Annotated in this window: 8 protein-coding genes; 7 read left to right on the forward strand and 1 reads right to left on the reverse strand. The window is 62.6% G+C overall.

What is annotated here, in order from left to right; all coding sequences use genetic code 11:
• Positions 1–191 precede the first annotated feature (191 nt).
• The 3 genes from uvrB to hprK are packed head-to-tail and all read left to right on the forward strand — an operon-like array spanning position 192 to position 6,054.
• Positions 192–2,183, forward strand: coding sequence for an excinuclease ABC subunit UvrB (gene uvrB / locus AACI_RS02170; RefSeq protein WP_012809839.1), 1,992 nt, complete (start codon positions 192–194; stop codon positions 2,181–2,183).
• Between the two features lie 25 nt (positions 2,184–2,208).
• A complete protein-coding gene (uvrA, locus tag AACI_RS02175; RefSeq protein WP_012809840.1) occupies positions 2,209–5,082 on the forward strand; it encodes an excinuclease ABC subunit UvrA in 2,874 nt (957 codons plus the stop codon).
• Positions 5,083–5,115: 33 nt separating this feature from the next.
• Positions 5,116–6,054, forward strand: a complete 939-nt coding sequence (gene hprK, locus AACI_RS02180) for an HPr(Ser) kinase/phosphatase (RefSeq protein ID WP_394295646.1) — start codon at positions 5,116–5,118, stop codon at positions 6,052–6,054.
• A gap of 87 nt (positions 6,055–6,141) precedes the next feature.
• Here hprK and argS read toward each other — a convergent pair whose 3' ends face one another.
• Entirely contained in the window at positions 6,142–7,845 is a 1,704-nt protein-coding gene (gene argS, locus AACI_RS02185) for an arginine--tRNA ligase (protein WP_218917103.1), read from the reverse strand.
• 192 nt (positions 7,846–8,037) lie between these two features.
• Here argS and AACI_RS02190 point away from each other — a divergent pair, with 192 nt between their 5' ends.
• The 4 genes from AACI_RS02190 to AACI_RS02205 all read left to right on the forward strand — a co-directional run bounded on the left by AACI_RS02190 (position 8,038) and on the right by AACI_RS02205 (position 12,575).
• The gene (locus AACI_RS02190) at positions 8,038–9,795 is read left to right on the forward strand and encodes a tetratricopeptide repeat protein (protein ID WP_081442602.1); all 1,758 of its coding nucleotides are present in this window, start codon (positions 8,038–8,040) and stop codon (positions 9,793–9,795) included.
• A 192-nt stretch (positions 9,796–9,987) separates the two neighbouring features.
• Positions 9,988–10,542: an NUDIX domain-containing protein gene (locus AACI_RS02195; RefSeq protein WP_012809844.1), complete on the forward strand. Its 555-nt coding sequence runs from the start codon at positions 9,988–9,990 to the stop codon at positions 10,540–10,542.
• On the forward strand, positions 10,539–11,405 hold the full coding sequence (gene rapZ / locus AACI_RS02200) for an RNase adapter RapZ (RefSeq protein WP_012809845.1): 867 nt from the start codon (positions 10,539–10,541) through the stop codon (positions 11,403–11,405). The genes AACI_RS02195 and rapZ overlap by 4 nt, the downstream gene beginning before the upstream one ends.
• Positions 11,406–11,408: 3 nt before the next feature.
• Entirely contained in the window at positions 11,409–12,575 is a 1,167-nt protein-coding gene (locus AACI_RS02205) for a gluconeogenesis factor YvcK family protein (RefSeq protein ID WP_012809846.1), read from the forward strand.
• Positions 12,576–12,579: the final 4 nt, after the last annotated feature.

Below are 12,579 nucleotides of genomic sequence, written 5' to 3' on the forward strand. Positions count from 1 at the left end.
GCGAGGGAAGGAGGGGCCGAGTCCGCTTTGCACCCGTCCCTGCCGATTTTTTATAATGAACAGGTGATCTCGTGTAAACTGGATCGCAAGTTTCAAGGGAACGTGTGTTCCCTTTTTCTCGTTCGGTATGGTAGAGTGAAGCTGTGCCCATCCCCGTCCACGGATGAGCCAACGAGCAAGGAGGGCGAGTCATGTCCCAATTACCTGGCAAGTTCGAGCTTGTGACGGACATGAAACCTCAGGGCGATCAGCCTCAGGCCATTGAGGCGCTCGTCGATGGGGTGTACAGCGGCCTCCGTCACCAGACGTTGCTTGGCGTGACGGGATCGGGGAAGACGTTTACCATGGCCAACATCATCGCGGAGGTCAACCGCCCGACGCTGGTCATTGCGCACAACAAGACGCTCGCCGCGCAGTTGGCGGCAGAGTTTCGCGCATTCTTTCCCAACAACGCGGTGGAGTATTTCGTCAGCTACTACGATTACTATCAGCCGGAGGCGTACATTCCGTCGACGGACACGTATATCGAGAAAGACGCGAAGATCAACGACGAGATCGACAAACTGCGCCACTCCGCGACGGCGGCCATTCTGGAGCGGAACGACGTGCTGGTGGTCGCGAGCGTATCCGCCATCTACGGCCTCGGCAATCCTGAGGAGTATCGGCATCACGTGCTTTCGCTGCGGGTGGGTGCCGTGATGGACCGCAACCAGATGCTTCGCAAGCTGGTGGATATGCAATATACCCGCAACGACATCAACTTCACGCGGGGTACGTTCAGGGTGCGGGGGGACGTCGTCGAAATTTTCCCGGCATCCCGCGACGAGAATGCCATTCGCGTCGAATTGTTTGGGGACGAGATCGACCGAATCTCGGAGATCAACGTGCTGACCGGCGAAGTGGTGGCGCGAAGGTCGCACTTCAGCGTGTTTCCCGCGTCGCACTATGTCACGTCGCGCGAGCGGTTGGAGAGGGCCATCGAGCGAATTCGCGCGGAGTTGGAGGAGCGGCTCGCGGAACTGCGCGCTCAGGGCAAGCTGCTGGAGGCGCAGCGACTCGAGCAGCGGACCCATTACGACATTGAAATGATGCTCGAGATGGGATTTTGCTCCGGAATCGAGAACTATTCGCGGCACCTCGAGGGCCGCGAAGCCGGAGAGCCTCCGTACACGCTGCTCGATTACTTTCCTCCGGGCTTTCTCACGTTCATCGACGAGTCTCACGTCACCATCCCGCAGCTGCGAGGCATGTACAACGGCGACCGAAGCCGCAAGCTGACGCTGATCGAGCACGGGTTCCGGCTGCCTTCGGCCGCAGACAACCGGCCGCTCAAGTTCGAGGAGTTCGAGCGGGCCGTGGGGCAGTGCATCTACGTCAGCGCCACGCCCGGGCCTTACGAGCAGCAGCATCAGCAGCGCATCGTCGAGCAGATCATCCGCCCGACAGGGCTTGTGGATCCGGAGATCCACGTGCGGCCCGTCAAGGGGCAGATTGACGATCTCGTCGGCGAGATCCGCGAGCGCATCCGGCGTGACGAGCGCGTCCTCGTGACCACGCTGACGAAGAAGATGGCGGAGGACCTGACCGATTATCTGAAAGAGCTCGGCATCAAGGTCCGCTACCTTCATTCGGACATCAAGACCATCGAGCGCATGGTGATTTTGCGCGACCTCCGGCGCGGCGTGTTCGACGTGCTGGTGGGGATCAACCTCCTGCGAGAGGGGCTGGATCTGCCGGAGGTCTCGCTGGTCGCGATCCTGGACACGGATAAGGAAGGCTTTCTCCGGTCGCACACGTCGCTCATTCAGACCATCGGCCGCGCGGCACGAAACGCGAACGGCACGGTCATCATGTACGCCGACACCATCACCGAGTCGATGCGCATCGCCATCGAGGAGACGGAGCGCAGGCGGCAAAAGCAGATCGCGTACAACCGAGAACACGGCATCACGCCGCAGACCGTTCGCAAGGCGGTACGGGACGTGATTGAGTCCACCAAGGTGGCGGAGTCGGAAGAGGATTACGTGGCCGTGGCGGAGAAGGCGCAAAAGCTGTCGGGCCGCGAGCGCAAGGAGCTCATCGCGAAGCTGGAGCAGGAGATGAAGGCGGCCGCAAAAGCTTTGAAGTTCGAGCGCGCCGCGGAGCTGCGGGACATGATCATGGAACTCATGGACGCGTCGTGAGGCGCGAAGGAAGAAGGAAGACGGCATGCCACAGGATTACATCCACGTGCGCGGGGCTCGCGTGCACAATTTGAAGAATATCGACGTCAAGATTCCGCGCGACAAGTTCGTCGTGATCACCGGCCTCAGCGGATCCGGCAAGTCGTCGCTCGCCTTCGACACCATCTACGCCGAGGGACAGCGGCGGTACGTGGAGTCGCTTTCGGCTTACGCCCGCCAGTTCCTGGGCCAGATGGATAAGCCGGACGTCGACGCCATCGACGGCCTGTCACCTGCGATTTCCATTGATCAAAAGACGACCAGCCGGAATCCGCGATCGACGGTCGGCACGGTGACGGAGATCTACGACTATCTTCGGCTCTTGTTCGCGCGGGTGGGGCAGCCGTTCTGCCCCCATTGCGGCATCCCGATTCAGTCGCAGACCATCGAGCAGATGGTCGATCGCGTCCTCCAATTACCCGAGCGGACAAGGCTCCAGGTGCTGGCGCCGGTGGTGCGCGGGCGCAAGGGCGAGCACCAGCGGGTGTTCGAGCAGATGCGGAAGCAGGGCTTCGTCCGCGTGCGCGTCGACGGCGAAGTGCGCGATCTCGACGAGGACATCCAGCTTGAAAAGAATCGCAAGCACACTATCGAGGTCGTCGTCGACCGGCTCGTCGTGCGCGACGACATCGCGAGCAGGCTGGCGGATTCGCTGGAGACGGCGCTCGGCCTGTCCGGCGGGATTGCCGTGATCGACGTGATCGACGGCGAGGAGATGCTGTTCAGCCAGAACGCCGCATGCCCGCACTGCGGTTTTCAGGTGGACGAGTTGGCGCCGCGCATGTTCTCGTTCAACAGCCCGTTTGGTGCGTGCGAGACGTGCACGGGCCTCGGTGTCAACCTGGAAGTGGACGAGCAGCTCGTCATCCCGAATCCGTCGCTGACCATCGAAGAAGGAGCCATTGCGCCCTGGAGCGGATCGTTCTCGAACTACTATCCGGAGCTGTTGCGAGCGGCGTGCAGGGCGTTCGGCATTCCGACGGATGTGCCCATCGCGGAACTGCCGGAGGAGGCGGTGCAGCTTCTCTTGCGCGGAAACGGCCAGGTCATTCGCTTTTCGTATGAGAACGATTTTGGCCAGCACAAGACCGCTCACATTCCGTTCGAGGGCGTCATTCCGAATCTGGAGCGCCGATACCGCGAGTCGACGTCCGAGTCCATCCGCGAGTTCATCGAGTCGTTCATGAGCGCGAAACCGTGCCCCGCATGCCACGGCCGGCGCCTCAAGCCGCAAAGTCTGGCCGTGCGCGTGGGCGGGAAAAACATCGCCGAGGTCACGGAGATGACCGTCGCCGAGGCGCTCGAGTTTTTCCGAAGGCTCACGCTGTCCGAAAAAGAGATGCACATCGCCCGCCAGATCTTGAAGGAGATTGAGAGCAGGCTCGGATTTTTGCGAGATGTGGGGCTCGACTATCTGACCTTGGCGAGATCGGCCGGCACGCTATCGGGCGGCGAGGCGCAGCGGATTCGGCTGGCGACGCAACTCGGATCGTCGCTCATGGGCGTGCTGTACATCCTCGACGAGCCGAGCATCGGCCTTCACCAGCGCGACAACGAGCGCCTCATCCGAACGCTCGAGCACATGCGCGATCTCGGCAACACGCTGATCGTGGTGGAGCACGACGAGGACACCATGCTTGCGGCCGATCACATCCTCGACATGGGCCCGGGCGCGGGCATTCACGGCGGCGAGGTGGTGGCGCAGGGGACGCCAGCCGAGATCATGGCGAATCCGGCGTCGCTCACGGGGCAGTACCTGTCTGGGCGGCGCTTCATCCCTGTGCCGGAGGAGCGGCGAAAGCCGGACGGTCGCTGGCTCGAGGTGCGCGGCGCGCGCGAGAACAATCTGAAGAACATCGACGTCCGCATCCCCATCGGGCTTTTCACGTGCGTGACCGGCGTCTCCGGCTCGGGCAAGTCCACGCTGGTGAACGAGATCGTGCACAAGGCGCTGGCGCGGGACCTGAATCGGGCGCGCGTCAAGCCGGGCGATCACGACGCCATTCTGGGGCTCGAATACCTGGACAAGGTCGTCGACATCGATCAGTCGCCCATCGGGCGCACGCCGCGGTCGAACCCGGCCACGTACACGGGCGTGTTCGACGACATCCGCGACCTGTTTGCCGCGACGAACGAGGCGAAGATGCGCGGATACAAGAAGGGACGCTTCTCGTTCAACGTGCGCGGCGGCCGGTGCGAGGCGTGTAAGGGCGACGGGATCATCAAAATTGAGATGCATTTCCTTCCGGATGTGTACGTGCCCTGCGAGGTGTGTAAGGGCAAGCGGTACAACCGCGAGACGCTCGAGGTCACGTTCAAGGGCAAGAACATTGCGGATGTGCTCGACATGACGGTGGAGGACGCGTGCGCGTTCTTCGAAAACATCCCGCGGATCCGGCGCCGCCTGCAGACGCTGGTGGATGTGGGGCTTGGGTACATCAAGCTCGGCCAGCCCGCCACGACGCTCTCGGGTGGCGAGGCGCAGCGCGTGAAGCTGGCATCCGAACTCCATCGCCGGTCGAACGGCCGCACCCTGTACATTTTGGACGAGCCGACGACGGGGCTCCATGTGGCCGACATCGAGCGGCTCTTGACGGTGCTTCACCGCCTGGTCGAGAATGGGGATACGGTGCTCGTGATTGAGCACAACCTGGACGTCATCAAGACGGCGGACTATCTCATCGATCTCGGCCCGGAGGGCGGCAGCCGCGGCGGGCAAGTCGTGGCGGCCGGCACGCCGGAGGAGGTCTGCCGCAATCCCCAGTCGCACACCGGGCGGTTCCTCGGACCCATTTTGGAGCGGGATCGCGCCCGGATGGCCGCGCGCCGAGCACTGGACCTCGAGGCGGCTCGCGACTGAGCGCCGGGAAGGGAGGATGGGGCCGTGGCCAATCTGCGGGGAGTGAGTGTCAGGCAGCTGGTGCGCGATCTCGATCTGCACGTGTTCAATGAGGACGCGGATCTGGACCGCATGATCTACACGCGCGACATCAACCGCCCAGGGCTGGCGCTCGCCGGCTACCTGCGCTATCACCCGGCGGAGCGCGTGCAGATCCTGGGCAGAACCGAGCTGTCGTTTTTGCGCGGTCTCAACGAGAAGGAAAGGGCCCTGCGCGCGTTTGCCTTCTGTTCGTATCAGCAGACGCCTTGCATCATCATCACGCGCGGCGACACGCCGCCGCCGGTGTTGCTGGAGGAAGCCGCTTCTCGCCGCATCCCGGTGCTCGGCACGCCCATGGTGACGACGCGCCTGACCGCGCGCATCTCCAACTACCTCGAGGACAAGCTGGCTCCGGAGACCTTACAGCACGGCGTGCTGGTCGACGTGTACGGCATTGGGATTCTCATCATCGGCTCGAGCGGGATCGGCAAGAGCGAGACGGGGCTTGAGCTCATCAAGCGCGGCCACCGGCTCGTGGCGGACGACGCGGTCGTCATTCGGCAGATCTCCGACGACTACCTCGTCGGCAGCGCGCCGCCATTGTTGCAGAACCTCATCGAAATTCGCGGCCTTGGCGTCCTGAACGCCATGACCTTGTTTGGCGCCGGGGCCGTACGGACGCACAAGCGCATCTCGATGGTCGTGCACCTCGAGGCTTGGCGCGATAACCACGCGTACGATCGCCTCGGCATCGAGACGGAGACCATGAAGATCCTGGACATCGAGCTGCCGAAGGTGACGGTGCCGGTCCGGCCCGGGCGCAACCTCGCCGTCATCGTGGAGGTCGCGGCCATGAACTTCCGCCTGAAGGGCATGGGGCTCGACGCGGCGAAGCAGTTTGCGGCGGAATTGGAGCAGATGATCGCGGCACAGTCGGAAGGAAGCGCCTGAGGCGTGATGAATGGGCCCATACGGGGTAGCGTCGACGGTGCGTATGCCTGGCGCTCAAAGCAAAAGCGGCGGACATCTCCGCCGCTTTTACATTTCCTCCGGCGCCTCGATGCCGAGGAGGTAGAGGGATTTCGCGAGCGCTTCGCGCACAGCCCGCGTGAGGGCCAGTCTGGACGTGCGCGCCGGCTCGTCCGCCTGCAGGATGGGGTGATCGTGATAAAAGCGGTTGAACGCGTGACACATCTGAAGGGCGTACCGGGCGATCACGGACGGATCGTACGTATCGACGGCGCGCTCCAAGGACTCGTTGGCCTGCGCGAGAAGGAAGATAAGCGCCCATTCCGCGTCATCCGGCTCGTAGTCCGGGGCCCACTTCGCCGCCGCGTCCGCCTCGGCCTTGCGAAGCACGCTCGACGCGCGGGCATGGGTGTATTGCACGTAAGGGCCGGTCTCGCCGTCGAAATTGAGCACGTCCTCGTACCGGAAGTCCACCTCATGAACCCGGTACGTCTTGAGATCGTTGAAGATCACGGCGCCCACGCCGACCTGGCGGGCGATGGCGTCCTTGTTCTCGAGCCCAGGGTTTTTCTCGTCGATGATGGCGCGCGTTTCCTCGATGGCTTTCTGCAGGACGTCCTCGAGATATACGACGTGCCCGCGCCGGGTCGACAGGCGCTGGCCGTTGAATTTCATCAGCCCAAATTGGACGTGCACGCAGTTTTTCGCGTAGTCCCGGCCCATGAGCTCGAGCACCTTGAACACCTGCTCGAAGTGCAGCTTCTGCTCCGCGCCCACGACATACAGGAGCGTGTCGGCACCAAACGCGTGATGCCGGTAGTCCGCCGCGGCGAGATCGCGCGTGGCGTAGATGGACGTGCCGTCCGACTTGACGATGATGCAGGGCGGCATGCCGTACGCGGACAAATCGACCACTTCCGCGCCCTGGTCTTCGACCAACAGCCCCTTCTCCCGCAGTTCCTGCACAATGGCATCCATCTTGTCGTTGTAAAAGCTCTCGCCGATGTAATGCTCGAACTCCACGCCCAGGAGATCGTACACCTGTTTGAACGCGCGCAGGCTCTCGTCGATGAACCACCGCCAGAGGCGCGTCGCCTCCGGATCGCCCTCCTCCAGCTTCTTAAACCACAGCCGCCCCTCGTCTTCGAGTTCGGGCGACGACTCCGCCTCCTGGTGAAACCGGACGTAGAGGCGGAACAACTCCTTGACCGGGTCCTTACGGACCTCATCCTCGCTGCCCCACTTGAGGTACGCCGCGATGACCTTGCCGAACTGCGTGCCCCAGTCGCCCAGGTGGTTGACGCCTTCCACTCTCCAGCCGTCCTCGCGCATCATGCGCTTGAGCGCGTGGCCGATGATGGTGGAGCGCAGATGTCCGACGCCAAACGGCTTGGCGATATTGGGAGACGAGTAGTCGATCACGGCCGTCCGCCCGCGGCCCCGCTCTTCTGAGAACAGATCGTGCACGGAGGCGATGGCCTGTCCCACCACGCGTTCCGCGAATTGGGACCGCGCCAGCCGGATGTTCAGAAACCCTTTCTCGGCATGTGCGCTCTCCACGCCGTCGACCTGCCGGACGCGCTCTGCGAGCTCTTCCGCAATCTGCACCGGGTTCTTCCGCATCTCCCGCGCGAACGGAAAGCAGGGCAGGGCGAGATCGCCAAGCGCCGGATTTGGCGGATACTCGAGCATGCGGGCGATCTCGTCGGTCGGCCGCGCGACGACGTCTGCAATCGCATGTGCGATGGCACGTTTGATGGATTTCACGTTCATCCCCCTGTACAGTCCTCCAAAAGCGTCTATTCATTATAGCATGTACAAATTTCTTGAGGAACTTCGCCATTTCTGGCCCGCTGTGCTATACTTTTTCCACCAGTTGCGGGCGCGAGCAGCGCGTTCGCCCGATCTCGCCACGAAGTGCGTGTGCCGTTGGATGGTGCAAAGGAGGCGCTGCACAAGGTGCAAATGGACAAACGTCGCCATCGCTACAACAAGGTGGATCGACCCGAGAACGTCATTGCGATGAAGCTGGACGCGTCCTACTTCTTCGAGCGAGGCATGCGCTTCTTGCAGCGGAATGATCTGGCGCGCGCGGTGAAAGCGTTCCAGAGGACCGTGGAGTATGAGCCCGACAATCCGGTCAATTACTGCAATCTCGCGGGCGTGCTCGCGGAGCTCGGCGATTTTGAAGCTTCCAATGAACTGTTGCACTACGTGCTTGAACATATGGATCCGCACATGTCGGAATGCTGGTTTTACCTCGCCAACAATTACGCGAACCTGGGGGACTACGACGCGGCTGAAGAACACCTCCTTCGATACCTGGATCTCGATCCAGACGGAGAATACGCCGCCGAGGCGGAAGAGATGCTCTCCATTCTCATCGACGAGTTTGGCGGCGGCCGGGCGCTGGAGCGGCGGAGGCGCGAGGAAGCCCGCGCGGAAACGATGCAGGCCATCCAGGACGGGCGCTACTTTCTCGAAAACGGGCAGTTTGAGGTCGCCGTGGAGTGGCTGGAGCAGGTGGTGGCGGCCGATCCGTCTCACATCGCGGCGCGCAACAACCTCAGCTTGGCGTACTATTACACGGGCCAGTACGACAAGGCGCTTGCGATGGCGGAGAGCGTTCTTGAACGCCAGCCCGACAACCTGCATGCGCTCTGCAACCGCGCGCTTTTGTTGCAACATTTCGGCGACGAGGATCGGTTGCGGCGAGCGGTGGAGCCGCTCCAGAAGGTCATCCCGCTTCACCCGGACATCGCGATGAAGGTGGCCATTACGCTGGGGTTTGTCGGCCGCCACGCCGACGCGCTCGCCGCGTTTCGCCGCCTCGCACGCCTCGTCCCACCAGATCACCCCATGTTGCTGCACGGTCTCGCCGCCGCGCATGCGAACCTCGGCAACCTGACCTGCGCGGAAGCGCTTTGGAGGCAATTGTCTCGACACGAGGACTGCGCGCGCGTCGCGGACTATCACCTCGAGCGGGTGCGCCAAGCGCGGGGAGCGGGGCTCACCTCGGTGAGCGTCAGTTATCAGCTGGACATCCCGGTCGAGATGCAGCTCGCCGAAGTCCGAGATCGCCTACAGACGTCGTCTCCAGACGAATGGAAGCGAGATCCGCTCCTGCGCGCGTCGCTCTACTGGAGTTTGCGACATGGCAACCGCGAGGTGCGCCAGCGTGTCATTCGCGCGCTCGCGGTCGTCGGCGACGGCGACGCAGAGCAAGCGCTGAAGTCGTTTTTGGCTCGGCCCGACATCGACGCGTCGCTTCAGGAGCAGACCCTCGTGGCGCTCAAGCGGATGGGCGCGAAAGGCTCAGTTCGAATCTGGCGCGCCGCGGGTCCCATCGAGATGCGGCTGGAGGACGTGCGGCAGGACATCATCCTGGATCTGCAACCGCAGTGGCGAGAAGTTTGGGACCTTGCGGAGGAATGGCTCATCGCCCGCGGTCTTCGTGCCCTGGTGGGTCAGGCGCGTCGGTTCTGGCTCACGTACTTGTACGACGACCTGTTCCTCGATCTGCGCAAGCGGATTGTGAAACCGGAAAGCTGGGCGGCCGGCCTCCTGTATGTGGTGCTTCGCTACGCCAACGTACCCGTTTTGCAGCGCGATCTCGCCGCTCATTTCAGCGTTTCCGTGTCCTCGCTCAGCAAATGCAGTTCCCGCATGGAGCAGGTGGTGCTTCGGGCGGGATGGCGGGCGCGGCGGAGCCGCGAAGAGTGACGGATCGGGGGAAATGTTCGGCGGTCATCAAAATTTCACGAGGATGTAACACGGTTGAAACATGTGCGGTCTACTCTATAGACGTAGCACATTTGACCCCCTTTTGATATAGAGGTTCTTGGGCACTCGGCTTCCGAGTGCCGCTTTTTTTGCGTGGAACGCATCCCTGGTATACTTTTGGCGGAGCATGCTATGCTGTTCACAAATGGGGTGGGCGCCTTGCAGGTGATTGTCAACTGCTATGCACCGTTTGACGGCGGGTTCGTGATGTTGCGCAAACCGCGCCGCGGATGGTGGTACCTGCCGGGCGGCAAGGTCGAGCCAGGCGAATCGTGGCGGCTCGCGGCCATGCGCGAGTTCACGGAGGAAACGGGTTTGCATCTCGAGGACGCCCATCTTCGCGGGGTGTACGAGATCCACATCGCCGCGGGGCCCGAGGAAGGCGAGAAGCGGCGCATCATCGCCCAGTTCGTCGGGCGAGGGGCCTCGGGAAAACTCCGGACCGTCCATCGAGAAGGCACGCTCGCCATCGTGACGAAGCTGGAACTTCCGCGCCTGCCCATGGACGAAGGAGATCGCCTCATGCTTTTACATGCCATCGCCGCCGAGGAGCGCGGTGATGACAGGGTGTTCTTTGGGAGCTTCTCGTACGACGCGGAGCACCGTCTACTTCGCCATGAAATGGATCCCGAAGGCTATCCGCTGGAACCGCTGTTTGCGCGCAGCCAAGAGGGGGATGTGCTGTGACCAACCGCTTGCAGGCGATTGTGCTGACCGGCATGTCAGGCGCGGGCAAGTCCACCGCGATGCAGGCGTTCGAAGATTTTGGATTCTTCTGTGTCGACAATTTGCCGCCTGCGCTCATGCCGCGGCTCATCGACATGGCCGAGCACGCGTCCGGCAAGCTCAGCAAGATGGCGTTTGGCTGTGATCTGCGCGGCGGTGAACTGTTCGAGCCGCTGCTGATGACCGTCCAGGAGATCAGAGACCGCAAGGACGTCACGGTGACGCTTGTGTTTCTCGACGCGGACGACGCGACGCTCGTGAGGCGGTATAAAGCCTCTCGCCGCCGCCATCCGCTTTCGATGGGAGGCAGACTGCTCGAGAGCATTCAGGCCGAGCGGCAGAAGCTCGCGGGCGTGCGCCAGGCGGCCGACGTCGTGATCGACACGTCGAACCTGTCCGCCAACCAACTCAAGCAGGAGTTGAGCCGCCGATTTGTCGAACATGCGATGCGCCTGCCGGTGCACGTCGTGTCGTTTGGGTTCAAGTTCGGCGTGCCGCTCGACGCGGACATGGTGTTTGACGTGCGGTTTTTGCCGAACCCCCACTATATCGATCATCTTCGGCCGTACACCGGAGAAGACGAACCGGTGTACAACTACGTCATGCAGTGGCCGCAGACACAGGCCTTCTTGAAGAAGGCGGAAGACATGCTCGACTTTCTCATCCCGGAGTTTCAGCGGGAAGGGAAGAGCCATCTCGTCATCGGCGTGGGTTGCACGGGTGGCAAGCATCGCTCGGTAGCCGTCGCGAAGCATATCGCTGAACATCTGCGAGACATCGCCGTTGTCGATCTGACGCACCGGGATTTCAGGCGGGAGGACTAGCCCATGCGACAGTGGTGGTTGCTTGCGTGGACCATCGCCTGTTTCGGCATGGGCCTTTTGACGGGCGTCTTGCGGCTTTCGCACTGGCCGCACGCCGCCGAGATCGGCGTCGCAATTGTGCTTGCGGCTGTGGTGTTGCTCGCGTTCGGATGGTGGTCGGACATTCGGCGCCAGCGGCGATTGCAACGGTGGCGAGAGCGCAGGCTGAAGATTGTGTGCATCGGCGGCGGAACGGGCTTGTCGACCATTCTTCGCGGTCTGAAGGAGTATGACGTCGATCTCACTGCGGTCGTGACGGTGGCGGACGACGGGGGGAGTTCCGGGAGACTGCGACATGACTTCGCCATGCCGCCGCCCGGGGACATTCGCAACTGCTTGGTCGCGCTGGCGGATACGGAGCCGCTGCTCGAGCGCCTGTTGCAGTTTCGCTTTCCCGCTGGAGAAGGGCTCGAGGGTCACAGCTTCGGGAACCTGTTTCTCGCGGCGATGACGCATATCATGGGCGATTTTGAGTCGGCGATTCGCGAGACGAGTCGCGTACTGGCGGTTCGAGGCAAGGTGTTGCCGGCCGTGCGCGAGGACGTGCGCCTTCGCGCGTACCTCGAGGACGGCCGCGTGGTTGAGGGTGAATCGCGCATTCCGGAGGCCGGCGGGCGCATCGAGCGACTAGAGCTTGTTCCGGCACACCTGGAACCTCTGCCCGACGTGATCGCGGCCATCGAGTCCGCAGACGCGATCGTCGTGGGGCCGGGGAGCTTGTACACGAGCGTGCTGCCGAACCTGTTGGTTCCGGGTATCGCTGAAGCCATTGCGTCGAGCCGAGCCTGCAAAATCTACATATGCAACGTGATGACTCAACGCGGGGAGACGGACGACCTGTCGGCATCGAGCCACGTGCGCGTGATTTATCGCCACGTGGGTCGCCGGTTGTTCGATTATGTGCTGGTCAACGCGGCGCCGCTGCCGGAAGAGGCCCTGCGGCGCTATCAGGAGCAACAGAGCTACCCGGTTCGGGTGGACATGGAGGAACTGCACAAACTCGGGCTCAAGGTCATCGCCCGCGACTTCATTCATTACGCGACCTATGCCCGCCACGACAGCCGGAAGGTAGCGGAGCAGATCGTGAGCCTGTTGGGCTACGAGCGGGACACCAAGCACGCGACGAGATAGGAGA

This window comes from Alicyclobacillus acidocaldarius subsp. acidocaldarius DSM 446, assembly GCF_000024285.1.
GTDB classification, from domain to species: domain Bacteria; phylum Bacillota; class Bacilli; order Alicyclobacillales; family Alicyclobacillaceae; genus Alicyclobacillus; species Alicyclobacillus acidocaldarius.